A 25953-nucleotide genomic window follows, 5' to 3' on the forward strand; every position below is an offset into this window, starting at 1 on the left:
CGAGCATGAGCCTGATCGCTTCGGACAATTTCCGCATCGTTGTCGGCCTCGGCAAGAGCGGCATGTCGCTGGTGCGCTTCCTGACGCGCCAGGGCGTGCCTTTCGCCGTGGCCGACACCCGCGAGAATCCGCCGGAGCTGGCCACCCTGCGCGCCCAGTACCCGCAGGTGGAAGTACGCTGCGGCGAGCTGGACGCCGGCTTCCTCTGCCGCGCCAGCGAGCTGTACGTCAGCCCCGGCCTGTCGCTGCGCACGCCGGCGCTGGTCGAGGCCGCCGCCCGTGGCGTGCGCCTGTCCGGCGACATCGACCTGTTCGCCCGCCATGCCAAGGCGCCGATCGTCGCCATCACCGGCTCCAACGCCAAGAGCACCGTGACCACCCTGGTCGGCGAGATGGCCGCGGCGGCCGGCAAGCGCGTGGCCGTGGGCGGCAACCTGGGCACCCCGGCCCTGGACCTGCTGGCCGACGACGTCGAGCTGTACGTGCTGGAGCTGTCCAGCTTCCAGCTGGAGACCTGCGAGCGCCTGGGCGCCGAGGTCGCCACCTGCCTGAACGTCAGCGAAGACCACATGGACCGCTACGACGGCATGGCCGACTACCACCTGGCCAAGCACCGCATCTTCCGCGGCGCCCGCCAGGTCGTGGTGAACCGCGCCGACGCCCTGAGCCGGCCGCTGATTGCCGATAGCGTGCCGTGCTGGACCTTCGGCACCAACAAGCCCGACTTCAAGGCCTTCGGCCTGGTGGAAGAGGGTGGCGAGAAGTACCTGGCCTTCCAGTTCGAGGCGCTGATGCCGGTGCGCGAGCTGAAGATCCGCGGCGCTCACAACCAATCCAACGCCCTGGCCGCCCTGGCCCTGGGCCACGCCGTGGGCCTGCCGTTCGAGCCCATGCTGCGGACCCTGCGTGAATTCGCCGGCCTGGCCCACCGTTGCCAGTGGGTCGGCGAGCGCGCCGGGGTGAGCTTCTATGACGACTCCAAGGCCACCAACGTCGGCGCCGCGCTGGCCGCCATCGAAGGCCTGGGCGCCGACATCGACGGCAAGCTGGTGCTGCTCGCCGGCGGCGACGGCAAGGGTGCGGACTTCAGCGCCCTGCGCGAGCCGGTGGCGAAGTTCTGCCGCGCCGTGGTGCTGCTCGGCCGTGATGCCGAGCTGGTCGGCGCCGCGTTGAGCGACGAGACGCCGAAGGTGCGCGTGCAGACCCTGGACGAAGCCGTGCGCAAGGCCGCCGAGCTGGCCAGGCCGGGCGATGCCGTGCTGCTGTCGCCGGCCTGCGCCAGCCTGGACATGTTCAAGAACTTCGAAGAGCGCGGCCGCCTGTTCGCCAGGGCCGTGGAGGAGATCGCCTGATGTTCTCCTTCCTGCGCCCATACCCGTCCCCGCTGATCAGCCGCAACGGCATCGATCTGGACTTCCCGCTGCTCGCCGGTTGCCTGGCGCTGCTCGGCCTGGGTCTGGTGATGGTGACCTCGGCGTCCTCGGAAGTGGCGGCGGCGCAGTCGGGCAACCCGCTGTACTTCTCGGTGCGCCACCTGATCTACCTGGCCATCGGCTTCGTCGCCTGCGGCGTGACCATGCTGACGCCGATGGAGACCTGGCAGCGCCACAGCTGGAAGCTGCTGGGCGTGGCCTTCCTGCTGCTGGTGGCGGTGATCACCCCCGGCGTCGGCCGCGAGGTCAACGGCTCCATGCGCTGGATCGGCTTCGGCCTGTTCAACATCCAGCCCTCGGAGATCGCCAAGGTCTTCGTGGTGGTGTTCATGGCCGGCTACCTGGTGCGCCGCCAGCACGAGGTGCGCGAGAGCTGGATCGGCTTCTTCAAGCCCTTCGCCGTGCTGCTGCCGTTCGCCGGCCTGCTGCTGCGCGAGCCGGACTTCGGCGCCACCGTGGTGATGATGGGCGCCGCGGCGGCCATGCTGTTCCTCGGCGGCGTCGGCCTGTTCCGCTTCGGCCTGATGGTGGCCCTGGCGGTGGGCGCGGTGGCCCTGCTGATCTGGACCCAGCCTTACCGGATGGCGCGCCTGACCAACTTCAGCGACCCCTGGGCCGACCAGTTCGGCGCCGGCTACCAGCTCAGCCAGGCGCTGATCGCCTTCGGCCGCGGCGGCTGGCTGGGCATGGGCCTGGGCAACAGCATCCAGAAGCAGTTCTACCTGCCCGAGGCGCACACCGACTTCGTCTTCGCCGTGCTGGCCGAGGAGCTGGGCATCGTCGGCGCCCTGGCCACCGTCGGCCTGTTCGTCTTCGTCGGCCTGCGCGCGCTCTACATCGGCATCTGGGCCGAGCAGGCCAAGCAGTACTTCTCCGCCTACGTGGCCTACGGCCTGGCGTTCCTGTGGATCGGCCAGTTCCTGATCAACGTCGGGGTGAACGTCGGCCTGCTGCCGACCAAGGGCCTGACCCTGCCGTTCCTCAGCTACGGCGGTTCCTCGCTGGTCATCTGCTGCGGCTGCCTGGGCATGCTGCTGCGCATCGAATGGGAGCGGCGCACCGCGGTGGGCAGCGAAGAGTACGAATTCACCGAGGAGGACTTCGCCGATGAAAGGTAACGTCCTCATCATGGCCGGCGGCACCGGCGGCCACGTGTTCCCGGCCCTGGCCTGCGCCCGCGAGTTCCAGGCCCGCGGCTACGCCGTGCACTGGCTCGGCACCCCGCGCGGCATCGAGAACGACCTGGTGCCCAAGGCCGGCCTGCCGCTGCACCTGATCAACGTCAGCGGCCTGCGCGGCAAGGGCCGCCTGGCCCTGCTGCGCGCGCCCTTCGACCTGCTCAAGTCGCTGTTCCAGGCCCTGGGCGTGGTGCGCAGGCTCAAGCCGGTGTGCGTGCTCGGCCTGGGCGGCTACGTCACCGGCCCCGGCGGCGTGGCGGCGAAGCTGAGCGGCGCGCCGCTGGTGATCCACGAACAGAACGCCGTCGCCGGCACCGCCAACCGCGGCCTGGCGCCGCTGGCCAAGCGCGTCTGCGAGGCCTTCCCGGACACCTTCCCGGCCAGCGCCAAGCGCCTGACCACCGGCAACCCGGTGCGCGCCGAGCTGTTCCTCGAGGCCGATGCCCGCGCCGAGCTGGCCGGCCGCAAGGTCAACCTGCTGGTGCTGGGCGGCAGCCTGGGCGCCGAGCCGCTGAACAAACTGCTGCCCGAGGCGCTGCGGCTGATTCCTGCCGAGCAGCGCCCGGCCATTCGCCACCAGGCCGGTCGTCAGCATGCCGAAGTCACCGCGGAGCGTTACGCCCAGGCCGGTGTCCAAGCCGACGTCGCTGCGTTCATCGGCGACATGGCCGCGGCCTACGCCTGGGCCGACCTGGTGATCTGCCGCGCCGGCGCCCTGACCGTCAGCGAGCTGACCGCCGCCGGCCTGCCGTCTTTCCTGGTGCCGCTGCCCCACGCGATCGACGACCACCAGACGCGCAATGCCGAATTCCTGGTACGGGAGGGCGCCGCCCGCCTGCTGCCGCAAAAGTCTACCGGCGCCGCCGACCTGGCCGCGCAGCTGTCCGAGGTATCGATGCATCCCGAATCCCTGAAGCAGATGGCCGCCAGCGCCCGGCGCCTGGCCATGCCCGAGGCTACCCGCACGGTAGTCGATGCCTGCCTGGAGGTGGCCCGTGGTTAAGGAACCCAACGGCATCACCCGCACCATGCGGCGCATCCGCCGCATCCACTTCGTCGGCATCGGTGGCGCGGGCATGTGCGGCATCGCCGAAGTGCTGCTGAACCTCGGCTACGAAGTGTCCGGTTCCGACCTCAAGGCTTCGGCTGTGACCGAGCGCCTGGAGAAGTTCGGCGCCCAGGTATTCATCGGCCACCGCGCGGAAAACGCCGACGGCGCCGACGTGCTGGTGGTTTCCAGCGCGGTGAACAAGGCCAACCCGGAAGTCGCCGCCGCCCTGGAGCGCCGCGTGCCGGTAGTGCCACGCGCGGAAATGCTCGCCGAGCTGATGCGCTACCGCCACGGCATCGCCGTGGCCGGCACCCACGGCAAGACCACCACCACCAGCCTGATCGCCTCGGTGTTCGCCGCCGGTGGGCTGGACCCGACCTTCGTCATCGGCGGCCGCCTGAACGCCGCCGGCACCAACGCGCAGCTGGGCACCAGCCGCTACCTGGTGGCCGAGGCCGACGAGAGCGACGCCAGCTTCCTGCACCTGCAGCCGATGGTCGCCGTGGTCACCAACATCGACGCCGACCACATGGCCACCTACGGCGGCGACTTCAACAAGCTGAAGAAGACCTTCGTCGACTTCCTGCACAACCTGCCGTTCTACGGCCTGGCGGTGATGTGCGTGGACGACCCGGTGGTCCGCGAAATCCTCCCGCAGGTGGCGCGCCCGACCGTCACCTACGGCCTGAGCGAGGACGCCGACGTCCGCGCCATCAACATTCGCCAGGAAGGCATGCGCACCTGGTTCACCGTGCTGCGCCCCGAGCGCGAGCCGCTGGACGTCTCGGTGAACATGCCCGGCCTGCACAACGTGCTGAACTCCCTGGCGACCATCGTCATCGCCACCGACGAGGGCATCTCCGACGAAGCCATCGTCCAGGGCCTGTCCGGCTTCCAGGGCGTGGGCCGGCGCTTCCAGGTCTATGGCGAGCTGCAGGTCGACGGCGGCAGCGTAATGCTGGTCGACGACTACGGCCACCACCCGCGCGAAGTCGCGGCGGTGATCAAGGCCGTGCGCGGCGGCTGGCCGGAGCGCCGCCTGGTGATGGTCTACCAGCCGCACCGCTATACCCGCACCCGCGACCTCTACGAAGACTTCGTGCAGGTGCTCGGCGAGGCCAACGTGCTGCTGCTGATGGAGGTCTACCCGGCCGGCGAGGAGCCGATCCCCGGCGCCGACAGCCGCCAGCTGTGCCACAGCATCCGCCAGCGCGGCCAGCTCGACCCGATCTACCTGGAGCGCGACGGCGACCTCGCCGCGCTGCTCAAGCCGCTGCTGCGCGCCGGCGACATCCTGCTCTGTCAGGGCGCCGGCGACATCGGCGGCCTGGCCCCGGCGCTGATCAAGAACCCGATGTTCGGCGGCGACGCCCCGAGGAAGGCGTGATGAACGACGCACTCAAATCCACCCTCGAACCCCGCGCCTTCGGCCGCGTCGCCGTGCTCTACGGCGGTAAGAGCGCCGAGCGCGAGGTGTCGCTGAAGTCCGGCGGCATGGTCCTCAAGGCCCTGCAGGACGCCGGGGTGGACGCCTTCGGCATCGACGTGGGCGACGACCTGCTGCAGCGCCTGCTGAGCGAGAAGATCGACCGCGCCTTCATCATCCTCCACGGCCGTGGCGGCGAGGACGGCAGCATGCAGGGCCTGCTGGAAGTCGCCGGCATCCCCTACACCGGCAGCGGCGTGCTGGCTTCGGCCCTGGCCATGGACAAGCTGCGCACCAAGCGCGTGTGGCTGAGCCTGGGCCTGCCGACGCCGGCCTATGCCGTGCTGGCCAGCGAGGACGACTGCCGCCGCGCCGCGGCGGAACTGGGCTTCCCGCTGATCGTCAAGCCGGCCCATGAAGGCTCCAGCATCGGCATGGCCAAGGTCGACGGCGTGGACGCGCTGATCGCCGCCTGGCGCAGCGCCGCCGAATACGATTCGCAAGTGCTGGTCGAGCAGTGGATCAGCGGCCCCGAGTTCACCGTGGCCACCCTGCGCGGCCAGGTGCTGCCGGCCATCGGCCTGGGCACCCCGCACAGCTTCTACGACTACGACGCCAAGTACCTGGCCAGCGACACCCAGTACCGCATCCCCTGCGGCCTGAGCCCCGAGAAGGAGCGCGAGCTGCAGGACCTGTGCGCCCGCGCCTGCGAGGCCCTCGGCATCCAGGGCTGGGGACGGACCGACGTGATGCAGGACGCCGAGGGGCGTTTCTGGCTGCTCGAAGTCAACACCGCACCGGGCATGACCGACCACAGCCTGGTGCCCATGGCCGCGCGCGCGGCCGGCCTGGATTTCCAGCAACTGGTGCTGGCGATCCTCGCCGACAGCGTCGAGGCAAGGGGGTAAGACCATGAACGGCGCGATGCTCCGCCACTCGCAACCCGGTATCGGCCGCGTGCCCGCACGCAAGCCGGTGCCGCGCGGCGCCAGCCGCCTGGTGGCGAAGGAGCCGATCAGCGCTCGCCTGCCCAGGCCCAGCTTCGGCTTCCTGCGCATGCTGATGTGGCCGGTGCTGCTGGCCGTGCTGGGCTTCGGCGCCTACCAGGGCGCGCAGTACGTGCTGCCCTACGCCGACCGCCCGATCGCCAAGATCAGCGTCGAGGGCGACCTCAGCTACATCAGCCAGCAGGCGGTGCAGCAGCGCATCGCACCGTTCGTCTCGGCCAGCTTCTTCAGCATCGACCTGGCCGGCATGCGCCAGGAGCTGGAGCAGATGCCCTGGATCGCCCACGCCGAAGTCCGCCGCGTCTGGCCGGACCAGGTGGTGATCCACCTGGAGGAACAGCTGCCGGTGGCCCGCTGGGGCGACGAGGCGCTGCTGAACAACCAGGGCCAGGCCTTCGCGCCCCACGAGGTGTCGCACTACGAACACCTGCCGCGCCTGTCCGGCCCGCAGTTCGCCCAGCAGAAGGTGATGCAGCAGTACCAGATCCTCAGCCAACTGCTGCGGCCCCTGGGCTTCACCATCGCCAGCCTGGAGATGAGCTCGCGCGGCGCCTGGACGCTGGATACCGCCCAGGGCGTGCAGATCGTCCTGGGCCGCGACCACACGGTCGAACAGATCCGCCGTTTCGTGACCATCTACGAAAAGGCCCTGAAAGAACAGATATCGAAGATTGCGCGCATCGACATGCGCTACCCCAACGGCCTGGCCGTGGCGTGGCGCGACCCGCTGCCGCAGACGGACGTGGCCCAGGCCGCGCCCGCGCAGTGATTTGAGGAGACAGCAATAAACATGGCAAGCGTGCAGAGCGGCAAGATGGTCGTCGGCCTGGACATCGGCACCTCCAAGGTGGTGGCGCTGGTGGGCGAGGTAGCGGCCGATGGCAAGCTGGAGATCGTCGGCATCGGCACCCATCCGTCGCGCGGCCTGAAGAAGGGCGTGGTGGTGAACATCGAGTCCACCGTGCAGTCCATCCAGCGCGCCATCGACGAGGCGCAGCAGATGGCCGGCTGCCGGATCCACTCGGCCTTCGTCGGCATCGCCGGCAACCACATCCGCAGCCTGAACTCCCACGGCATCGTGGCGATCCGCGACCGCGAGGTGAGCCCGGCCGACATCGACCGCGTGCTCGACGCCGCCCAGGCCGTGGCGATCCCGGCCGACCAGCGGGTGCTGCACACCCTGGCGCAGGACTACGTGATCGACAACCAGGAAGGCGTGCGCGAGCCGCTGGGCATGTCCGGCGTGCGCCTGGAAGCCAAGGTGCACGTGGTGACCTGCGCGGTGAACGCCGCGCAGAACATCGAGAAGTGCGTGCGCCGCTGCGGCCTGGAAGTCGACGACATCATCCTCGAGCAACTGGCTTCGGCCTACTCGGTGATCACCGAGGACGAGAAGGAACTGGGCGTGTGCCTGGTGGACATCGGCGGCGGCACCACCGACATCGCCATCTTCACCGAGGGCGCCATCCGCCATACGGCGGTGATCCCGATCGCCGGCGACCAGGTCACCAACGACATCGCCATGGCCCTGCGCACGCCCACGCAGTACGCCGAGGAAATCAAGATCCGCTATGCCTGCGCACTGGCCAAGCTGGCCGGCGCGGGCGAAACCATCAAGGTGCCCAGCGTCGGCGACCGGCCGCCGCGGGAGCTGTCGCGCCAGGCCCTGGCCGAGGTCGTGGAGCCGCGTTACGACGAGCTCTTCACCCTGGTCCAGGCCGAGCTGCGCCGCAGCGGCTACGAGGACCTGATCCCGGCCGGGATCGTCCTGACCGGCGGCACCGCCAAGATGGAAGGTGCCGTGGAGCTGGCCGAAGAGATCTTCCACATGCCGGTGCGCCTGGGCGTGCCGCATGGCGTCAAGGGGCTGACCGACGTCGTGCGCAATCCTATCTATTCCACTGGCGTGGGCCTGCTCATGTATGGCCTGCAGAAGCAATCCGACGGCATCTCCATGTCCGGCGGCAGCAGCTTCAGCGATGAACCCAAGACACCTGTTCTGGAACGGCTCAAACGCTGGGTCCAGGGCAATTTCTGATTTACCGGCGCGGTAAAACGTAGGCGACACAACTAGAAAGGAAGGAGAGGGGAAAATGTTCGAACTCGTCGATAACGTCCCACAAACGGCAGTAATCAAAGTCATCGGTGTCGGTGGTGGCGGCGGCAACGCCGTGAATCACATGGCCAAGAACAACGTCGACGGCGTGGAATTCATCTGCGCCAACACCGACGCCCAGGCGCTGAAGAACATCGCGGCGCGCACCGTGCTGCAGCTCGGCCCGGGCGTGACCAAGGGCCTGGGCGCCGGCGCCAACCCTGAAGTCGGCCGCCAGGCCGCGATCGAGGATCGCGAGCGCATCGCCGAGGTGCTGGAAGGCGCCGACATGGTCTTCATCACCACCGGCATGGGTGGCGGCACCGGTACCGGTGCGGCGCCGATCATCGCCGAAGTGGCCAAGGAAATGGGCATCCTGACCGTTGCAGTGGTCACCCGTCCGTTCCCGTTCGAAGGCCGCAAGCGCATGCAGATCGCCGATGAAGGCATCCGCTCGCTGGCGGAAAGCGTCGACTCGCTGATCACCATCCCCAACGAGAAGCTGCTGACCATCCTCGGCAAGGACGCAAGCCTCTTGGCAGCCTTCGCCAAGGCGGACGACGTGCTGGCCGGCGCCGTGCGCGGCATCTCCGACATCATCAAGCGTCCGGGCATGATCAACGTCGACTTCGCCGACGTGAAGACCGTGATGAGCGAGATGGGCATGGCCATGATGGGCACCGGCGCCGCCAGCGGCCCGAACCGCGCCCGCGAGGCCACCGAGGCGGCGATCCGCAACCCGCTGCTGGAAGACGTCAACCTGCAGGGCGCGCGCGGCATCCTGGTGAACATCACCGCCGGTCCCGACCTGTCCCTGGGCGAGTACTCCGACGTGGGCAACATCATCGAGCAGTTCGCCTCCGAGCACGCCACCGTCAAGGTGGGCACCGTGATCGATCCGGACATGCGCGACGAGCTGCACGTCACCGTGGTCGCCACCGGCCTGGGCGCACGCCTGGAAAAACCGGTCAAGGTGGTCGACAACACCGTGCAGACCCAGGCGGTCAGCAGCCAGGCTCCGGTACAGCGCGAGCAGCAATCGGTGAACTACCGCGACCTGGACCGCCCGACCGTGATGCGCAACCAGGCGCACGGCAGCGCGGCCACCGCGGCCAAGCTCAACCCGCAGGACGACCTGGACTACCTGGACATCCCGGCATTCCTGCGTCGCCAGGCCGATTGAGGCAATTTATCAGGAGTATGAATGTGATTGGTGTTCAGCAAAGGGCGGTTCTGCTATCATCGCCGCCCATTGTTGACAACAGTTCGCAACTTGCGCGAAAGCGGCCAAAGCCATGATCAGACAACGCACCTTGAAGAACATCATCCGGGCCACCGGCGTCGGTCTGCACTCGGGGGAGAAGGTCTACCTCACCCTGAAGCCGGCTCCGGTGGACAGCGGTATCGTGTTCGTCCGTACCGACCTCGACCCGGTGGTGGAAATCCCGGCCCGGGCCTCGAACGTCGGCGAGACCACCATGTCGACCACCCTGGTCAAGGGTGACGTCAAAGTGGATACGGTGGAGCATCTGCTCTCGGCCATGGCTGGCCTGGGCATCGACAACGCCTATGTCGAGCTGTCCGCCTCGGAAGTGCCGATCATGGACGGCAGCGCGGGGCCCTTCGTATTCCTGATCCAATCCGCCGGCCTGCAGGAGCAGGAGGCGGCCAAGAAGTTCATCCGCATCAAGCGTGAAGTGACCGTGGAAGAGGGCGACAAGCGCGCCACTTTCGTTCCCTTCGACGGCTTCAAGGTGAGCTTCGAGATCGATTTCGATCACCCGGTCTTCCGTGGTCGCACCCAGAAGGCGACGGTGGACTTCTCCAGCACTTCCTTCGTCAAGGAAGTCAGCCGCGCGCGGACCTTCGGGTTCATGCGCGACATCGAGTACCTGCGTTCGCAGAACCTGGCGCTCGGTGGCAGCGTGGAGAACGCCATCGTGGTCGACGAGTATCGCGTGCTCAACGAAGACGGCCTTCGTTACGAGGACGAGTTCGTCAAGCACAAGATCCTGGACGCCATCGGTGACCTGTACCTGCTTGGTAACAGCCTTATCGGCGAGTTCCGCGGCTTCAAGTCCGGCCATGCCCTGAACAACCGCCTGCTCCGCGCACTCATCGCGGACAAGGAGGCCTGGGAAGTGGTCACCTTCGAAGACGCGAGCACCGCGCCGATTTCCTACATGCGGCCCGCTGCGGCCGTTTGAGGAAACCTCCTCCTTTCAAGCTGTACATATTGAAGGCCACCCTCGGGTGGCCTTTTTTTATGCGCGCGAAATGGCGCGGGCAAGAGGCTTGGAGTTTGGAGGGGGAAAGTTCTCACGAGTTCATCGGCAAGCGCCGACGAGGGGCGTTATGAGACCGGCGGTAGGCGAGGGGTTCAGTCTTCGCGCGGGCGGCTGCGGCTGGCCAGGCGTTCCAGCGCCGCGCGCAGGCGCGGGTTGGCGATGCCTTCGGCGGCCTCCTGCAGGGCCTCGGCGGCGGCGGGGGAGAGCTGGTGGGTGCGCACCGGCGCCTGGCGCTCGACCTGGGGCTGGACCTTGAACAGGATGTGCTGCAGCCCGGCGAACTCGTCGAACATCTGCAACTGGCGCAGCAGGCGCTTCTGCTGGTAGCGCAGGCGCGTGGCCCAGTGCGCGTCGGTGAGCACCAGCAGCAGGTTGCCGCCGCGCCAGGAGGCGACCCGGCAGTGCGGGCGCGCGGCCGGCTGCAGCTGGCTGTCGAGCAGCTGTTGCAACTGGGCGAGGCGCTGGGCCTCGTTGAACAGCGACTGCAGCGGCTTGGCTTCGCGCAGCAGCTTGGTGGTGGCCTGTGCGGGCAGCGGGCGGAACGCCATGGTGAAAATTCCGGGGTTGTTGAGCGCCGATGGTATCAGAATGCGGTCATCGCCGGCCGTCGCGCCGACGCCCGCCGGCGCCGAGCCTTGAACTTTGCCGGCGCGACACAATATAAAGCAGGCGGACTGCCAGTCCTCCCCCGAGTTCCTGCCGGGCAATGTGCGCGCATGGAAAGTCCCCGGCATGACCTGGGCACTTCTTTCGTTCACGTTTCCGAGTAGAATGCCCCCTTTGCCGTCGATGCAAGCCGCGGCCAGCCAGTCGGGCAGCCCTCCATTCCCCAAGTTCGGATGACCCAGTCGATATGTTTGCGCCTTTGTTGAAAAAACTCTTTGGAAGCAAGAACGAGCGTGAAGTGAAGCGCATGGCCAAGCAGGTCCAGGCCATCAATGCGCTCGAACCACAGATGGTGGCGCTTTCCGATGAGCAACTGAAGGCCAAGACCGAGGAATTCAAGCAGCGCCTGGCCAAGGGCGAGACCCTCGACCAGATCCTCCCGGAAGCCTTCGCCGTGTGCCGCGAGGCGGGCAAGCGGGTGATGGGCATGCGCCACTTCGACGTCCAGTTGATCGGCGGCATGACCTTGCACGAGGGCAAGATCGCCGAGATGCGCACCGGCGAGGGCAAGACCCTGGTGGGCACCCTGGCGGTGTACCTGAACGCGCTGTCCGGCAAGGGCGTGCACGTGGTCACCGTGAACGACTACCTGGCCCGCCGCGACGCCAACTGGATGCGTCCGCTGTACGAGTTCCTCGGCCTCTCGGTGGGCATCGTCACGCCCTTCCAGCCGCCGGAAGAGAAGCGCGCGGCCTACGCCTCGGACATCACCTACGGCACCAACAACGAATTCGGCTTCGACTACCTGCGCGACAACATGGCCTTCAGCCTGCAGGACAAGTTCCAGCGCGAGCTGAACTTCGCCGTGGTCGACGAAGTGGACTCCATCCTCATCGACGAGGCGCGGACCCCGCTGATCATCTCCGGCCAGGCCGAAGACAGCTCCGAGCTGTACATCAAGATCAACAAGCTGATCCCGCGCCTGAAGCGCCACATCGAGGAAGTCGAGGGCCAGGTGACCCAGCAGGGCCACTACAGCATCGACGAGAAGACCCGCCAGGTCGAACTCAACGAGCAGGGCCACGCCTACGTCGAGGAACTGCTGAGCCAGGCCGGCCTGCTCGGCGAGGGCGAGAGCCTCTACTCGGCGCACAACCTCAGCCTGCTGACCCACGTCTACGCCGCGCTGCGCGCCCACACCCTGTTCCACCGCAACGTCGAGTACATCGTCCAGGGCGACCAGGTCCTGCTGATCGACGAGCACACCGGCCGCACCATGCCCGGCCGCCGCCTCTCCGAGGGCCTGCACCAGGCCATCGAGGCCAAGGAAAACCTGCCGATCCAGGCCGAGAGCCAGACCCTGGCCTCCACCACCTTCCAGAACTACTTCCGCCTCTACACCAAGCTGTCCGGCATGACCGGCACCGCCGACACCGAGGCCTTCGAGTTCCGCCAGATCTACGGCCTGGACGTGGTGGTGATCCCGACCCACCGGCCGGTCGCCCGTAAGGACTTCAACGACCTGGTCTACCTGACCCAGGAAGAGAAGTACGCCGCGATCATCACCGACATCCAGCAGAGCCAGGCCCTGGGCCGGCCGATCCTGGTCGGTACCGCTTCCATCGAAACCTCCGAATACGTGTCCAAGCTGCTGGAGCAGGCCGGCATCGAGCACAAGGTGCTCAACGCCAAATACCACGAGAAGGAAGCCGAGATCATCGCGCAGGCCGGCGCGCCGGGCTCGGTGACCATCGCCACCAACATGGCCGGCCGTGGTACCGACATCCTCCTGGGCGGCAACTGGGAAGCCGAGATCGCCAGCCTGGAGAACCCCAGCGACGAGCAGATCGCCCAGATCAAGGCCGAGTGGCAGAAGCGCCACCAGCAGGTGATCGAGGCCGGCGGCCTGCATGTGATCGCCTCCGAGCGCCACGAGTCCCGCCGTATCGACAACCAGCTGCGGGGCCGTTCCGGCCGCCAGGGCGACCCGGGTTCCAGCCGCTTCTACCTGTCGCTGGAAGACAACCTGATGCGCATCTTCGCCTCCGACCGGGTGAAGAACTTCATGAAGGCCCTGGGCATGCAGCCGGGCGAGGCCATCGAGCACCGCATGGTCAGCAACGCCATCGAGAAGGCGCAGCGCAAGGTCGAAGGCCGCAACTTCGACATCCGCAAGCAACTGCTCGAATTCGACGACGTGGCCAACGAGCAGCGCAAGGTGATCTACCACATGCGCAACAGCCTGCTGGCCGCGGAGAACATCGGCGACACCATCGCCGAGTTCCGCGAGGAAGTGCTGAACAACACCATCAGCCAGCACATCCCGCCGCAGTCGCTGCCCGAGCAGTGGGACATCGCCGGCCTGGAAGCCGCGCTGTACAGCGACTTCGGCCTGAAGCTGCCGGTCCAGCAGTGGCTGGACGACGACGAGAAGCTCTACGAGGAGACCCTGCGCGAGAAGATCCTCGCCGAGCTGGTCGCCGCCTACAACGAGAAGGAAGACCTGGCCGGCGCCGAGGCCCTGCGCACCTTCGAGAAGCAGATGCTGCTGCGCGTGCTGGACGACCTGTGGAAGGACCACCTGTCCACCATGGACCACCTGCGCCACGGCATCCACCTGCGCGGCTACGCGCAGAAGAACCCGAAGCAGGAGTATAAGCGCGAGTCCTTCAACCTGTTCCAGGAACTGCTGGACTCGATCAAGCGCGACACCATCCGCGTGCTGTCCTTCGTCCAGGTCCGCCGCGAGGACCCGGCCGAGGAAGAGGCGCGCCTGCGCCGCGAAGCCGAGGAAATGGCCAAGCGCATGCAGTTCCAGCATGCCGAGGCGCCGTCCATCGACCAGGCCCCCGATGCCGAGGAAGGCGAAGAGGGCGAGCAGGGTCCGGGCCAGGTCGTGCCGCTGGAGCCGGTGCGCGCCGAGCCGAAGATCGGCCGCAACGAGCTGTGCCCCTGCGGCTCCGGCAAGAAGTACAAGCATTGCCACGGCCAGGTGAACTGATCCGCCTGCCGTCGTAACCCCCGACGCCGCGACCGGCCCTGCCGCTCGCGGCGTTTTTCACATTCGATCCACCCTTTTTCGTAAGGAGCACATCCATGGCTGTCGGTCTCGGCCCCATCTCCACCCTGCACCCGGTCCCCGGCTTCGAACTCGGCATCGCTTCCGCCGGCATCAAGCGCCCCGGTCGCAAGGACGTCGTGGTGATGCGATGCGCCGAAGGCTCCAGCGTGGCGGGTGTGTTCACCACCAACGCCTTCTGCGCCGCGCCCGTGCTGCTGTGCAAGCAGCGCTTCCTCGGGCCGGTGCGCTACCTGGTGACCAACACCGGCAACGCCAACGCCGGCACCGGCGAGCCGGGCCTGGCCAACGCCTCGGCGGTATGTGCCAAGCTGGCCGAGCTGGCCGGCGTGGACGAAAGCCAGGTGCTGCCGTTCTCCACCGGGGTGATCGGCGAGCCGCTGCCGGTGGCCAAGATCGAAGCCGCGCTGCCGGCCGCCCTGGCCGCCCTGGGCCCGGACAACTGGGCCGAGGCCGCCGCCGGCATCATGACCACCGACACCCTGCCCAAGGGCGCCAGCCGCCAGTTCGTGCATGACGGCGTCACCGTCACCGTCACCGGCATCAGCAAGGGCGCCGGCATGATCAAGCCGAACATGGCCACCATGCTCGGCTACATCGCCACCGACGCCAAGGTCGCCCAGGGCGTGCTGCAGGACCTGCTGCGCGACGCGGCGAACAAGTCGTTCAACCGCATCACCATCGACGGCGATACCTCCACCAACGACAGCTGCATCCTGGTCGCCACCGGTCAGGCCGCGCTGCCGGAGATCACCCAGGCCAGCGGCGCGCTGTTCAGCGCCCTGAAGCAGGCGGTGATCGAGGTGTCCATGGAACTGGCCCAGGCCATCGTCCGCGACGGCGAGGGCGCCACCAAGTTCGTCACCGTGCAGGTCAACGGCGGCGGCACCCACCAGGAGTGCCTGGACGTCGGCTACGCCGTGGCCCACTCGCCGCTGATCAAGACCGCGCTGTTCGCCTCCGACCCTAACTGGGGCCGCATCCTGGCCGCGGTCGGCTACGCCGGCGTGCCGAACCTGGACGTCAGCAGGATCGACGTCTTCCTCGACGAAGTCTGCATCGCCAGCCGCGGCTGCCGCGCCGCCAGCTACACCGAGGACCAGGGCGCGCGGGTGATGGCCCAGGAAGAGATCACCATCCGCATCGAACTGGGCCGCGGCGACTGCAGCGAGACCATCTGGACCACCGACCTGTCCCATGAGTACGTGAAGATCAACGCGGAATACAGGACTTGATGGGAGCGGGAAGCTGGAAGCTGGAAGCTTGAAGCCGGAAGTGAAAGGCGCCACGCTCTCTAGCTTCTAGCTTCTAGCTTCTAGCTTCTAGCTTCTAGCTTCTAGCTTCTAGCTTCTAGCTTCTAGCTTCTAGCTTCGTAGCGGAGAAACGAGCGATGAAACTGGTCATTGGCAGCAAGAACCTGTCGTCCTGGTCGTTGCGCGGCTGGCTGGCCATGCAACTGACCGGCGCGGAATTCGAAGAAGTGCTGATCCCGCTGGGCGGCGTCGACACCGCGCGGCGCATCCGCGAGCACTCGCCCACCGGCAAGGTGCCGGTGCTCAAGTGCGAGGACGGGGTGATCTGGGATTCCCTGGCGATCGCCGAGTACCTGGCCGAACGCTTCCCCGAGGCGCACCTGTGGCCGCGCGGCGAGGCGGCCCGGGCGCTGGCGCGGTCGATCTGCGCGGAGATGCACAGCGGCTTCCTCGCCCTGCGCTCGCACATGCCCATGGACCTGCAGCGGCACAAGCCGCTGGCCAAGGTGCCGCCCGAAGTGGAAACCGACATCGCCCGCGTCATCGAGCTGTGGACCCTGTGCCGCCAGGGCTTCGGCCAGGACGGGCCGTTCCTGTTCGGCCACGCCAGCATCGCCGACGCCTTCTACGCGCCGGTGGCCACGCGCCTGCGCAGCTACGCCGTGGAGCTGCCGCCGCTGGCCAAGGCCTACGTGGACACTATCTACCAGTGGGCGGCCTTCCAGCCCTGGCTGCAGGCCGCGCTGGCCGAGCGCCCCTGAGCGCCGGCAACCGACGAGGAGTAATGCTGTGAAACGAGTACATGTCGCCGCCGCCGTGATCCGTGGCGTCGATGGCCGCGTGCTGATCGCCCGGCGCCCGGACGACAAGCACCAGGGCGGCCTGTGGGAGTTCCCCGGCGGCAAGGTGGAGGAGGGCGAACCGGTGCAGGCCGCGCTGGCCCGCGAGCTGGAAGAGGAGCTGGGCATCCGCGTCGAGCGCGCCCGGCCGCTGATCCGCGTGGCCCACGACTACCCGGACAAGCAGGTGCTGCTGGACGTCTGGGAGGTCTCGGCGTTCTCCGGCGAACCCCATGGCGCCGAGGGCCAGCCGCTGGCCTGGGTGGCCCCGCGGGAGCTGCCCGACTACGAGTTCCCCGCCGCCAACCGGCCCATCGTGCAGGCCGCGCGGCTGCCCGAACGCTACCTGATCACCCCCGACGGGCTGGAGCCGCAGGAAGTCCTGCAGGGCATCCGCGCCGCCGTGGCGGGCGGTATCCGCCTGATCCAGCTGCGCGCGCCGAACATGTACAGCCCGGAGTACCGCGACATGGCGGTGGATGCCGTCGGGCTGTGCGCCGGCAAGGCGCAACTGATGCTCAAGGGCCCATTGGAATGGCTGGGCGACTTTCCCGCCGCCGGCTGGCACCTGACCGCCGAGCAACTGCGCAAGTACGCCCCCAACGGTCGCCCGTTCCCCCAGGAGCGCCTGCTGGCGGCGTCCTGCCACGGCGCCGAGGAGCTGGCGCTGGCCAGTGCGATGGGCGTGGACTTCGTCACCCTGTCGCCGGTGCAGCCGACCGAGAGCCATCCGGGCGAACCGGCAATGGGTTGGGACGTGGCGCAGAAATTGGTGGAAGGCTTCAACCAGCCGGTATTCCTGCTCGGCGGCCTGGGCCCGCAGGACCTGGAACGCGCCTGGCAGATAGGCGCCCAGGGCGTGGCCGGCATCCGCGCGCTCTGGCCGAAGGCCGGGGCATAGGCCGTCGTAGGTGCCGCTTTCTTTCCGGCTGCACCGGGGTGCTCTTCGTAGGATGGGTTGAGCGAAGCGATACCCATCACCATGGCCGATGGGTATCGCTTCGCTCAACCCATCCTACGGGGCTTCAGGGAGACACGTTCGTAGGAGCGGACCTTGTCCGCGATAGCCGGACGTATCGGCGCGATTCGCGGATGAGATTCGCTCCTACGCTGCCCCACCCATGCCATTCCCATTGTAGGAGCGCGCCCTGCGCGCGAATCGCGGGCAGGGCCCGCTTACACATCTACGCGGGCTTTTCCGCCGCCTTCCACAGCACTTCGGCGACGCCCTGGCGCTTGGCGGCTATGCGGGCTGCCACGAACAGCAGGTCCGACAGCCGGTTCAGATAGCGCAGCCCGGCGCCTTCCAGGGGCTCCTCGGCGTTGAGCTGCTGGCAGCGGCGCTCGGCCTTGCGCGCCAGGGTGCGGCATACGTGGATCTGCGCCACCAGCCGGGAGCCGCCGGGGAGGATGAAGTCCTTCAGCGGTTCCAGCTCCTCGTTCCAGGCGTCGATGGCCTGTTCCAGGCGCGCCACCTCGTGGTCGTCCAGGGCGCGGTATTCCGGCATCGCCAGTTCGCCGCCGAGGTCGAACAGGCGGTGCTGCACCGGCGCCAGCACCGTCAGCAACTGGTCCAGCGCGGCGCTGCGGGCTTCCTGCAGGTCGGCCAGCAGCAGCCCCAGCTGGCTGTTCAGCTCGTCCACGCAGCCGATGGCTTCGATCCGCGGGTGGTGTTTCGGCACCCGGCTGCCGTCGGCCAGGCCGGTCTCGCCGGCGTCGCCCGTGCGGGTGTAGATCTTCGACAGGCGATAGCCCATGCCTCAGAGCTCCTTGTTCTGCGGGGGCGGCAGCGCCACCGGCGCCACGGGCTCGTCGCCCAGCGGCAGGCGCAGGGTGAAGCAGGTGCCCTGGCCGAGTTCCGATTGCACTTCCATCTGCCCCTTGTGGTTGTTGGTGATGATGAAATACGACACCGACAGGCCCAGGCCGGTGCCCTGGCCCACTTCCTTAGTGGTGAAGAAGGGCTCGAAGATGCGCTTGCGCACCGTTTCCGGCATGCCGCAGCCGTTGTCTTCCACCTGCACTTCCGCCCACGGCGGGTTGAGCCGGGTGCGCAGGACGATGCGGCCGTGCTCGCCTTCCTCTTCGTCGTCACGCAGGTGGATGGCCTGGGCGGCGTTCTTCAGCAGGTTGAGCAGCACCTGCTCGAATTCGTTGGCGATGACCGGCACCGGGCCCAGGCGCGGGTCGAACTCGTGGACGATCTCCAGCGACTTGAAGTCGAAGCCGCCGGCCAGGTCGAAGTCGTTGCCGGCGATCTCCACCGCCTGCTCGATCAGCGAGGGCAGTTCGCAGGGCGCCATCTGCCGGTGGCTGCGGCGGCTGAAGGCGAGCATGTGGGTGACGATCTTGGCGGCGCGCGAACCGGCGTACTGGATGCCGTCCATCAGCTTGGGAATCTCCCGCGCCTCCAGGTAGTGGTTGAGGTCGTCCAGGGCGACGCCCACCTCGGCCGCCACTTCCAGGTTCTTCGGCAGTTCCGGCGACAGCCGCCGGCGGATGTTCTGCACGTTGTGCAGGATGGCCCCCAGCGGGTTGTTGATCTCATGCGCCATGCCGGCGGCCAGGCCGCCCACCGAGAGCATCTTCTCCGACTGCACCATCAGTTCTTCCATGCCCAGGCGCTCGGTGATGTCGTCGATGCGGATCACCGCGCCACGGCCGGTGCCGCCCATCAGCGGATAGAAGGTCAGGGCGTAGTGCCGTGGCGAGTCGATCAATGCCCAGGTGACGCGCTCCACGCGCTCCACCTTGTGCTGCTCGGCGGCGCGGGTCAGTTGCAGCAGGAAGGGCTTGAGCGAGGGGAAGGCGAGGAACACCGGCTGGTTCACCGCGTCGTCCAGGCTGGTGCCGGAAAGCCGGCTGGCCTCCTGGTTCCATTGGGTGACGTAGAGCTGCTCGTCCACCGCGATCAGCGCCGAGGGCATGGAGTCGATGATGCTGTTGAGGTAGTGCTGGAAGCCGGTGAGCTTCTTCTCGATCTTGCTGCGCACCTGCACTTCCAGCTCCAGCTTGCGGTTGGAGCGGCGGGTTTCCTCGGCCAGGTCCTGGGCCTGGGCCATGGCGTCCTGGGCGTCGTCGCGGGCGCGCTTGAGCTGCTGCTCGCGGGCCTCGATGCGGGTGAGCATGGTGTTGAAGGCGTCGGACAGGCGGCCGATCTCGTCGGCATTGCCGCGTTCGGCGCGCAGCGAGTAGTTCTCCTCGCGGGTGACCTGGCGCGACAGCTCTTCCAGGCTGCGGATCGGCCGGGTGATCAGGCGGCGGATCTGCCGGGCGATCAGCATCCACAGCAGCACGCTCACGGCCAGGATCGCCAGGCTGGCGGTCAGCGTGCCGGTGTAGAAGGCGCCGGGCAGCTCGCTGCTGGCCACCAGCAGCAGGTAGCCGTTGCGCCCGCCGGGCTGCGGCAGTTCGAACAGGGCGTTGAGGCGGTATTCGTGGGCGCGCCAGCGTTCCAGGTCCTCCAGGTGCCTGGGCAGCGAGCCTTCCCGGGGCGACTGGGCGATGCGCGTGCCGTTGGCGTCGTAGAGCGCGGCGGCGCGCAACGGCTGGTAGTCGTCGAGCTGGTGCAGCAGGGTGTCGGCCTGCTCCGGGGAACTCAGCGCCGGGTAGCTGAGCGCCGGGTTGGCGATCAGCCGGCCGATGGTCTGCAGGGCCTGGGGCGCCACGCTGTCCTGGGAGATCCAGTAGGCCGCGCTGATGAACGCCAGGTTGGCCGCCAGCAAAACAGTGGCCAGCAGCACCAGCAGGGCGGCGAGAATCTTCTGGCCGACCGGCAGGTTTTCCAGGCGCTGGCGCAGGTTGATGAAGGACAGCATAGGGGCTCGGCGATCGAAAGCGTGGCGGGCAGGTTAGCCCGCCGCTCAGGCCTCGGGCAATCCGCGTTGGCGCAGCGCGTCGCGCAGGCGCCGGTGCAGGGCGTTCAGCCCGGGCAGCGCCAGGTGGCGGCGCTGGCCCTCGGCGCAGGCATGGCCGAGCAGGTAGGCGATTTCGGTGCGCCGACCGTTGGCCACGTCCTGGTACATGGAGGAATAGTTGGCCGCGGTGGCGGCGATCACCCGTTCCACTTCGCCCTGCAGCTCCCGCGCCGCCGTGTCGTAGCCGCAGGCGTGGAGCAGTTGGCCGAGTTCGTCGCACAGGCCGGCGACTTCCTCGGCATGGCTGGCCAGTTCGCCGTTGCGGCAGTGGTGCAGTACGCTCAGCGGGTTGATCGCGCAGTTCAGCGCCAGCTTGCGCCACAGCCGTTCGAGGATGTCGCCGCTCCACTGCACGGGGATTTCGGCGCGGGCCAGCTCGTCCAGCCAGGCCGGCGCAGGGCCACCGCGCTCGTCGCCGAGCCAGGTCTGCCCGCGGCCGGCGAAGACCACGCGGAAATCGCCGTCGCGGAACGCCCCTTCGGTGCTGGAGGCGTACAGGCAGCGCGCCCGCGGCAGGTGCGCGGCCACCGCCTGCTGGCTGCCCAGGCCGTTCTGCAGGAGGATGATCTCGGCGCCGGGCGCCAGGTGCGCGGCCACGCTGGCGGCGGCTTCCTCGGCGTCGTAGGCCTTGCTGGCCAGGAGCAGGCGCTGGATGGGCGCGTTCAGGTGCCCGGCGGTTTCCGCCGGGATCGGGTAGAGGCTCTCGCGGCCGTCCTCGCAGAGGGTGATGCCGCCGCAGGCGCGGTACGCCGCCAGGCGCTGGCGGTCACGCAGCAGCAGCTGCACGGGCAGGCCGGCGCGGGCCAGGCGGGCGGCCCAGAGGCTGCCGAGACTGCCGGCGCCGAGGATGGTCCAGTTCATGGTGGGCTTCGCGTGTCGATGGGCGTACTGCGAAGTCTAGCGCACCCCGGGCAGCCGGCTGGCGTTGATTCGCCCGCTGGCATAGGCATCGGGCAGCAACTGGCGGGCCTGTTCCATCACCTCTTCGGCCTGCAGCGGCAGGGACTTGGCGTCCAGCCCCACCAGGCCGATGCCGGCCTTCAGGCTGACGAAGCCGCGGCTGGTCTTGAAGGCCTTGAGGTTGAGCCCTTCGTGCAGGCGACGGAAGCTGCTCGGCGAGCATTCCTGGAGGTCGTCGATCAGGGTGATGAGGCCGAAGTGCTGTTCGTCGATGCGCGCCAGCACGTCCAGCGGCCGCACCAGTTGCTGCAGGCGCCGGCCGATGCCGTGCAGCAGCTCCTGGTGGAAGCCGGGGAAGTGCTGGCCGTCCTGCTCCAGCAGGACGGGAATGCCGATCAGCAGGTAGCACACCGCGCCGCCGCGGGATTCCACCTGGCGGATGCTGTCGGCGAGCTTCTGCCGCAGGTAGCGCAGGTTGCCCAGGCCGGTGGCGGCGTCCACCAGGTTGCGCTCTTCCAGGCGGTTGATGTTCTCGGTGAGCAGGCGGTTCTCCACCAGCAGGCGCTGCAGGGTGTTGCACAGGCGGTCGGCGGCCAGCACCCGCGGCACCAGTTGCTCGCTCATCGCCGTCTTGCTGACGAAGTCGTCCACGCCGCGGTCGAAGGCCTCGGCCAGGGCGTTGTCGCCCTCCTTGCCGGTGAGCAGCATGATGTAGGTGTAGTGGTCGCCGCTTTCGTCCAGCTGGCGTACCCGCGCGGTGAGCTCCAGGCCGTCCATCTCCGGCATCAGCCAGTCGGCCAGGAGCACGCTCACCGGTTCCCGTTCCAGCAGTTGCAGGGCCTCGCTGGCGCTGCTGGCGAAGCGCACGTTCTGGTAGCCGGCCTGGCTCAGCGCCCGGCCGATCATGGCGCTGGAGAATTTCGCGTCGTCGACCACCAGGATGCTCAGATGGTTGGTTGGCATGGGGCAGGGGACTCGGAGGAGGCGGGGATTCGCCGGTTCTGGGCCGGGCGCGTGCTTGTGGCTCAGTTATAATGAGCGCGCATTTTTACCGTCAAGCCAGGCGCGTGCCCGAGTGTGAACCGGATCGCGCCGTCCATCTGGAGAGATGACATGCCTTCGTTCGACGTGGTGTCCGAACTGGACAAGCACGAACTGACCAACGCCCTGGACAACGCCGGCAAGGAGCTCGAGCGCCGCTTCGACCTCAAGGGCAAGTGCAGCTTCGAGCCCAAGGACAAGTCGGTTACCTTGACCGCCGAGGCCGATTTCATGCTGGAGCAGATGCTCGACATCCTGCGCAGCAACCTGATCAAGCGCAAGATCGACATCCAGTGCATGGAGCTCAAGGATGCCTACCCCTCTGGCAAGGTGGTCAAGCAGGAAGTGAACTTCCGCGAGGGCATCGACAAGGACCTGGCGAAGAAGATCGTCGGCCTGATCAAGGACCGCAAGATGAAGGTCCAGGCCGCCATCCAGGGCGAGCAGGTGCGCGTCACCGGCAAGAAGCGCGACGACCTGCAGGAAGTGATCGCCATGCTGCGCGGCGAGTCCCTGGGCATGCCGGTGCAGTTCAACAACTTCCGCGATTGAGCGGAACCTCGTTGTCCGGGCGGCGTCGCAAATAGAGCGCCGCTCGGCGAATACCGATCGCCATGGTTCGCCATGGCGTTCGTATTTCTAATAATCGAAAACCAAGGGGCCCCATTCCATGGACATGAATTACGACCAGCTAGTACGGAGCGCAGAGGCCTGGATGCCGGTGGTGCTGACTTACCTGGGCAACGCCGTGCTGGCGCTGATCACCCTGCTGATCGGCTGGTGGCTGATCAACCTGCTGACCCGCCGGGTGGGCGGGCTGATGGCCAGCCAGCGGGTGGACAAGACTCTCCAGGGCTTCATCGGCAGCCTGGTGAACGTGGCGCTGAAGATCCTCCTGGTGGTCAGCGTGGCCTCGATGATCGGCATCCAGACCACCAGCTTCGTCGCCGCCATCGGCGCCGCCGGCCTGGCCATTGGCCTGGCCCTGCAGGGCAGCCTGTCGAACTTCGCCGGCGGCGTGCTGATCCTGCTGTTCCGTCCGTTCAAGGTCGGCGATGCCATCGAGGCGCAGGGCGTCTCCGGCACCGTGGACAGCATCCAGATCTTCCACACCGTGCTGCGCACCGGCGATAACCGCACGGTCATCATGCCCAACGGCGCGCTGTCCAACGGCATCATCACCAACGTCTCGAGCCAGGCCACGCGCCAGGTGATCTTCGACATCAAGCTGGCCTTCGACGCCGACCTGGACGCGGCCCGCGGCATCCTCCTGGAACTGGCCCAGGACCCGCGCGTGCTCAAGAACCCGGCGCCGGTGGTGGTGGTCTCGGCCCTGGGCGAGAACTCGGTGACCCTGTCGCTGCGCCTGTGGACCGCCAACGCCGATTTCGGCGCGGTGACCTTCATGCTCAACGAACAGGTGCGCCTGTGCCTGCGCGACCGCGGCATCGACCTGGCCCTGCCGAGCCGGGTGGTGCGGGTGGTCAGGGGCTCCGAGGAAGAAGCCTTCGCCGAGTGAGGGCGAGCCCATGGAATAAGGCCGGCGATATCAGGCCGTGTGAAAACCTCCGGATCGGTCCAGCTGGTTAAAAAACAACCTGGATTTCGCGTTTCTACGCGGATTCTGGGTTGGCTGAATAGCCAAGCCTTTTCAGATTTCACGTAGGAACGCACTCTTCGAAGAGCCGCTCGGGTTTTCACACAGCCTGATATGCCGGCCTTTTCGTTTCTGCGCCGGCCTTGCCGGCGCAATCGCGGGCAGGGCCCGCTCCTACAGGTCGAGGGAGAATTCTGGCGTAGGATGGGTGGAGCGAAGCGATACCCATCGCCACGACCGCATGGGTTTCGCAGGCTCAACCCATCCTACGAAGGCGCCTCGGTGCAGATTCCCCTGTAGGAGCGCGCCCTGCGCGCGAATCGCGGGCAGGGCCCGCCCAAGGCCGCTCAGTGGCGCTGATGGGTATCGCTTCGCTCAACACCATCCTACGAAAAGCCATGCTCGCTCATGCGCCCTACGAACCTGCGCTGCGCGGGGGGGCTGCCGGCTCTTCCGGCTCGCTCGGCACGCCGTCGGGCATGCCCTTGTCGCGGCGCATCCACAGCCAGCCGATCAGCAGCAGGGTGGGGATGCCGAGCACGGCGGTGACGAAGAAGAAGTGCTCGTAGCCCATGTATTCGACCATCTTGCCCGAGTAGCCGCCGATGAAGCGCGGCAGCAGCAGCATGGTGGAGCTGAGCATGGCGTACTGGGTGGCGGAGAACTTCAGGTTGGTCAGGCTCGACAGGTAGGCGACGAAGGCCGAGGCGGCCAGGCCGCCGCTGAAGTTGTCGAGCATGATGGTCAGCACGAACATGCTGACGTGGGGCTCGAATTCGCGCAGCAGGGTGAAGACGTCTTCGCTGATCACGCTCGGGTCGGTGATCGGCCCCATGTGCGCCAGCATGGCGAACAGCAGGTTGGTGCCGGCCGAGGCGGCGCCGGCGAGGAGCAGGATCGGCAGGATGCTGAAGCGGGCGATGAGCAGGCCGCCGGCCGCCGCGCCTACCAGGGTCATGATCACCCCGAACAGCTTGCTGACGGTGGCGATCACTTCCTTGGAGAAGCCCATGTCGATGTAGAACACCCCGGCCATCACTCCCATCACGGTGTCGGAGAGCCGGTAGGTGGAGATCAGCCCGAGCAGCAGCAGCGCCTGCCAGCGGTAGCGGCGGATGAACTCGGTGATGGGCGTGAGCACCGGCGCCATCAGCAGGCGGCCGGGGGCCGACAGGCAGCTCAGGGCGATCAGCAGGTAGAGGCTGGCCAGCCACCATTTGCCGGCGCCCGCGGAGTTGGTCATGGCGGTGCCGGTCACCAGCAGGATGATCAGCACTATCACCGACACCGCCTGGTGGACGAAGTCGAACTGCGGCACGCCCTTGCCGTGGGCGGCGATCAGCAGCGGCCGGCGCACCCGCGAGAGCAGTTCGCGCACCGGGCGGATCTGCTTGCGCCCGCGCGGGCTCAGGCAGAGGACGATGAACAGGGCGTAGAGCGCCGCCCGCGGCCAGGCCTGGTTGGTCAGCGCGGTGAGCATGGCCGGCACCGAGATCAGCAGCACCAGCAGCTGCAGCACCGAGAGCAACTGGTGGTTGAAGGCGTAGGCGGAGTTGCCCACCGCCTGCGGCTGGACGTTCACCTCGGGCTCGCGGATCAGCAGACTGGTGACCAGCCCGGGGAGGATCAGCAGGGCGAACAGCGCATAGGTCAGGCCCCAGGCCGCCTGGCTGTAGTGCAGGCTGCTGGAGCCCAGCCATTCGGCGAGGAACAGCGCGCCGGCGCTGGCCAGCAGCACGGCGCCGCGGTAGCCGGTCATGTAGCAGGCGGCCAGGGCGGCCTGGCGGGTGTTCTCGGCGATCTCCAGGCGGTAGGCGTCGATGGCGATGTCCTGGGTGGCCGAGGCGAAGGCTACCACCAGGGCCAGGCCGATCAACCACGGCAGGTGGCTCTGCGGGTTGCACAGGGCCATGCCGAGCAGGCCGATGGCGATCAGCGCCTGGGAGAACACCAGCCACGAGCGGCGCCGGCCGAGCCGGCCGACGACGGGCAGGCGCCACTGGTCGAGCATCGGCGACCACACCCACTTGAACGCGTAGACCAGCCCCAGCCAACTGGCGAAGCCGATGGTTTCCCGCGCCACGCCGGCTTCCCGCAGCCATACCGAGAGGGTGGTGAAGACCAGCATCGTCGGCAGCCCGGCGGCGAAGCCGAGCAGCAACAGCGCGAGACTGGCGGGAGACTTGTAGGCAACCAGTGCCTCTCGCCAGGAGTGCTTCTTCATGAAAGGTTTCCAGCACGCA

At 67.7% G+C, this 25953-nt stretch carries 21 protein-coding genes; 15 read left to right on the forward strand and 6 right to left on the reverse strand.

The window, feature by feature from the left end; genetic code table 11:
* Positions 1-5 precede the first annotated feature (5 nt).
* From murD to lpxC, 9 genes are all read left to right on the forward strand, one after another.
* Positions 6-1352, forward strand: a complete 1347-nt coding sequence (gene murD / locus QSJ95_RS27155) for a UDP-N-acetylmuramoyl-L-alanine--D-glutamate ligase (protein ID WP_285646640.1) — start codon at positions 6-8, stop codon at positions 1350-1352.
* Entirely contained in the window at positions 1352-2551 is a 1200-nt protein-coding gene (gene ftsW / locus QSJ95_RS27160) for a putative lipid II flippase FtsW (RefSeq protein ID WP_043272374.1), read from the forward strand. The genes murD and ftsW overlap by 1 nt, the downstream gene beginning before the upstream one ends.
* Positions 2541-3614: an undecaprenyldiphospho-muramoylpentapeptide beta-N-acetylglucosaminyltransferase gene (murG, locus tag QSJ95_RS27165; RefSeq protein WP_069861826.1), complete on the forward strand. Its 1074-nt coding sequence runs from the start codon at positions 2541-2543 to the stop codon at positions 3612-3614. Before ftsW ends, murG begins: the two co-directional genes overlap by 11 nt.
* Positions 3607-5049: a UDP-N-acetylmuramate--L-alanine ligase gene (gene murC, locus QSJ95_RS27170; protein ID WP_009617917.1), complete on the forward strand. Its 1443-nt coding sequence runs from the start codon at positions 3607-3609 to the stop codon at positions 5047-5049. The genes murG and murC overlap by 8 nt, the downstream gene beginning before the upstream one ends.
* Positions 5049-5996 (forward strand): D-alanine--D-alanine ligase, encoded by a 948-nt coding sequence (locus QSJ95_RS27175; protein ID WP_009617919.1) that lies wholly within the window; start codon positions 5049-5051, stop codon positions 5994-5996. Before murC ends, QSJ95_RS27175 begins: the two co-directional genes overlap by 1 nt.
* 4 nt (positions 5997-6000) lie before the next feature.
* Positions 6001-6864: a cell division protein FtsQ/DivIB gene (locus QSJ95_RS27180; RefSeq protein WP_043272377.1), complete on the forward strand. Its 864-nt coding sequence runs from the start codon at positions 6001-6003 to the stop codon at positions 6862-6864.
* Between the two features lie 21 nt (positions 6865-6885).
* Positions 6886-8133, forward strand: a complete 1248-nt coding sequence (gene ftsA, locus QSJ95_RS27185; RefSeq protein ID WP_285646644.1) for a cell division protein FtsA — start codon at positions 6886-6888, stop codon at positions 8131-8133.
* Between the two features lie 55 nt (positions 8134-8188).
* A complete protein-coding gene (ftsZ, locus tag QSJ95_RS27190) occupies positions 8189-9373 on the forward strand; it encodes a cell division protein FtsZ (RefSeq protein ID WP_009617925.1) in 1185 nt (394 codons plus the stop codon).
* Between the two features lie 112 nt (positions 9374-9485).
* Complete coding sequence (gene lpxC / locus QSJ95_RS27195) at positions 9486-10397, forward strand: UDP-3-O-acyl-N-acetylglucosamine deacetylase (protein ID WP_009617927.1); 912 nt, start codon at positions 9486-9488, stop codon at positions 10395-10397.
* A 173-nt stretch (positions 10398-10570) separates the two neighbouring features.
* On the opposite strand, the gene QSJ95_RS27200 is transcribed toward lpxC, so the two are convergent.
* The gene (locus QSJ95_RS27200) at positions 10571-11026 is read right to left on the reverse strand and encodes a DciA family protein (RefSeq protein WP_009617929.1); all 456 of its coding nucleotides are present in this window, start codon (positions 11024-11026) and stop codon (positions 10571-10573) included.
* 305 nt (positions 11027-11331) lie between these two features.
* On the opposite strand from QSJ95_RS27200, the gene secA reads away from it, so the two are divergent.
* From secA to QSJ95_RS27220, 4 genes are all read left to right on the forward strand, one after another.
* The gene (gene secA, locus QSJ95_RS27205; RefSeq protein WP_009617931.1) at positions 11332-14085 is read left to right on the forward strand and encodes a preprotein translocase subunit SecA; all 2754 of its coding nucleotides are present in this window, start codon (positions 11332-11334) and stop codon (positions 14083-14085) included.
* A 95-nt stretch (positions 14086-14180) separates the two neighbouring features.
* Positions 14181-15398 (forward strand): bifunctional glutamate N-acetyltransferase/amino-acid acetyltransferase ArgJ, encoded by a 1218-nt coding sequence (argJ, locus tag QSJ95_RS27210; RefSeq protein ID WP_043272380.1) that lies wholly within the window; start codon positions 14181-14183, stop codon positions 15396-15398.
* A 155-nt stretch (positions 15399-15553) separates the two neighbouring features.
* Positions 15554-16177: a glutathione S-transferase family protein gene (locus QSJ95_RS27215; protein ID WP_009617934.1), complete on the forward strand. Its 624-nt coding sequence runs from the start codon at positions 15554-15556 to the stop codon at positions 16175-16177.
* Between the two features lie 28 nt (positions 16178-16205).
* Positions 16206-17156, forward strand: a complete 951-nt coding sequence (locus QSJ95_RS27220; protein WP_285646647.1) for a Nudix family hydrolase — start codon at positions 16206-16208, stop codon at positions 17154-17156.
* 283 nt (positions 17157-17439) lie between these two features.
* Here QSJ95_RS27220 and QSJ95_RS27225 read toward each other — a convergent pair whose 3' ends face one another.
* From QSJ95_RS27225 to QSJ95_RS27240, 4 genes are read right to left on the reverse strand one after another with little or no spacing between them, the layout of a single operon-like run.
* Positions 17440-18012, reverse strand: coding sequence for a cob(I)yrinic acid a,c-diamide adenosyltransferase (locus QSJ95_RS27225; RefSeq protein WP_069861820.1), 573 nt, complete (start codon positions 18010-18012; stop codon positions 17440-17442).
* A 3-nt stretch (positions 18013-18015) separates the two neighbouring features.
* The gene (locus QSJ95_RS27230) at positions 18016-20061 is read right to left on the reverse strand and encodes a sensor histidine kinase (RefSeq protein WP_024128173.1); all 2046 of its coding nucleotides are present in this window, start codon (positions 20059-20061) and stop codon (positions 18016-18018) included.
* A gap of 57 nt (positions 20062-20118) precedes the next feature.
* Positions 20119-21033, reverse strand: a complete 915-nt coding sequence (locus QSJ95_RS27235; protein ID WP_058488620.1) for a putative 2-dehydropantoate 2-reductase — start codon at positions 21031-21033, stop codon at positions 20119-20121.
* A gap of 36 nt (positions 21034-21069) precedes the next feature.
* Positions 21070-22035: a response regulator gene (locus tag QSJ95_RS27240; protein WP_058488621.1), complete on the reverse strand. Its 966-nt coding sequence runs from the start codon at positions 22033-22035 to the stop codon at positions 21070-21072.
* A gap of 150 nt (positions 22036-22185) precedes the next feature.
* On the opposite strand from QSJ95_RS27240, the gene QSJ95_RS27245 reads away from it, so the two are divergent.
* On the forward strand, positions 22186-22665 hold the full coding sequence (locus QSJ95_RS27245; RefSeq protein WP_009617950.1) for a YajQ family cyclic di-GMP-binding protein: 480 nt from the start codon (positions 22186-22188) through the stop codon (positions 22663-22665).
* Between the two features lie 118 nt (positions 22666-22783).
* On the forward strand, positions 22784-23632 hold the full coding sequence (locus tag QSJ95_RS27250; protein ID WP_009617952.1) for a mechanosensitive ion channel family protein: 849 nt from the start codon (positions 22784-22786) through the stop codon (positions 23630-23632).
* 493 nt (positions 23633-24125) lie between these two features.
* Here the strand turns inward: QSJ95_RS27250 and ampG are convergent, their stop codons facing one another.
* Positions 24126-25934: an MFS transporter AmpG gene (gene ampG / locus QSJ95_RS27255; protein ID WP_285646650.1), complete on the reverse strand. Its 1809-nt coding sequence runs from the start codon at positions 25932-25934 to the stop codon at positions 24126-24128.
* Positions 25935-25953 lie beyond the last annotated feature (19 nt).

It is taken from the genome of Pseudomonas sp. NBRC 100443 (assembly GCF_030268185.1).
In the GTDB taxonomy this organism is placed as follows: domain Bacteria; phylum Pseudomonadota; class Gammaproteobacteria; order Pseudomonadales; family Pseudomonadaceae; genus Pseudomonas; species Pseudomonas citronellolis.

What these genes read in the sequence shown, in the direction of transcription:
- murD (WP_285646640.1), top strand. Translation starts at nt 6, where the DNA reads ATGAGCCTGATCGCTTCGGACAATTTCCGCATCGTTGTCGGCCTCGGC.
- ftsW (WP_043272374.1), top strand. Translation starts at nt 1,352, where the DNA reads ATGTTCTCCTTCCTGCGCCCATACCCGTCCCCGCTGATCAGCCGCAAC.
- murG (WP_069861826.1), top strand. Translation starts at nt 2,541, where the DNA reads ATGAAAGGTAACGTCCTCATCATGGCCGGCGGCACCGGCGGCCACGTG.
- QSJ95_RS27175 (WP_009617919.1), top strand. Translation starts at nt 5,049, where the DNA reads ATGAACGACGCACTCAAATCCACCCTCGAACCCCGCGCCTTCGGCCGC.
- QSJ95_RS27180 (WP_043272377.1), top strand. Translation starts at nt 6,001, where the DNA reads ATGAACGGCGCGATGCTCCGCCACTCGCAACCCGGTATCGGCCGCGTG.
- ftsA (WP_285646644.1), top strand. Translation starts at nt 6,886, where the DNA reads ATGGCAAGCGTGCAGAGCGGCAAGATGGTCGTCGGCCTGGACATCGGC.
- ftsZ (WP_009617925.1), top strand. Translation starts at nt 8,189, where the DNA reads ATGTTCGAACTCGTCGATAACGTCCCACAAACGGCAGTAATCAAAGTC.
- lpxC (WP_009617927.1), top strand. Translation starts at nt 9,486, where the DNA reads ATGATCAGACAACGCACCTTGAAGAACATCATCCGGGCCACCGGCGTC.
- QSJ95_RS27200 (WP_009617929.1), bottom strand. Translation starts at nt 11,026, where the DNA reads ATGGCGTTCCGCCCGCTGCCCGCACAGGCCACCACCAAGCTGCTGCGC.
- secA (WP_009617931.1), top strand. Translation starts at nt 11,332, where the DNA reads ATGTTTGCGCCTTTGTTGAAAAAACTCTTTGGAAGCAAGAACGAGCGT.
- argJ (WP_043272380.1), top strand. Translation starts at nt 14,181, where the DNA reads ATGGCTGTCGGTCTCGGCCCCATCTCCACCCTGCACCCGGTCCCCGGC.
- QSJ95_RS27215 (WP_009617934.1), top strand. Translation starts at nt 15,554, where the DNA reads ATGAAACTGGTCATTGGCAGCAAGAACCTGTCGTCCTGGTCGTTGCGC.
- QSJ95_RS27225 (WP_069861820.1), bottom strand. Translation starts at nt 18,012, where the DNA reads ATGGGCTATCGCCTGTCGAAGATCTACACCCGCACGGGCGACGCCGGC.
- QSJ95_RS27235 (WP_058488620.1), bottom strand. Translation starts at nt 21,033, where the DNA reads ATGAACTGGACCATCCTCGGCGCCGGCAGTCTCGGCAGCCTCTGGGCC.
- QSJ95_RS27240 (WP_058488621.1), bottom strand. Translation starts at nt 22,035, where the DNA reads ATGCCAACCAACCATCTGAGCATCCTGGTGGTCGACGACGCGAAATTC.
- QSJ95_RS27245 (WP_009617950.1), top strand. Translation starts at nt 22,186, where the DNA reads ATGCCTTCGTTCGACGTGGTGTCCGAACTGGACAAGCACGAACTGACC.
- QSJ95_RS27250 (WP_009617952.1), top strand. Translation starts at nt 22,784, where the DNA reads ATGGACATGAATTACGACCAGCTAGTACGGAGCGCAGAGGCCTGGATG.
- ampG (WP_285646650.1), bottom strand. Translation starts at nt 25,934, where the DNA reads ATGAAGAAGCACTCCTGGCGAGAGGCACTGGTTGCCTACAAGTCTCCC.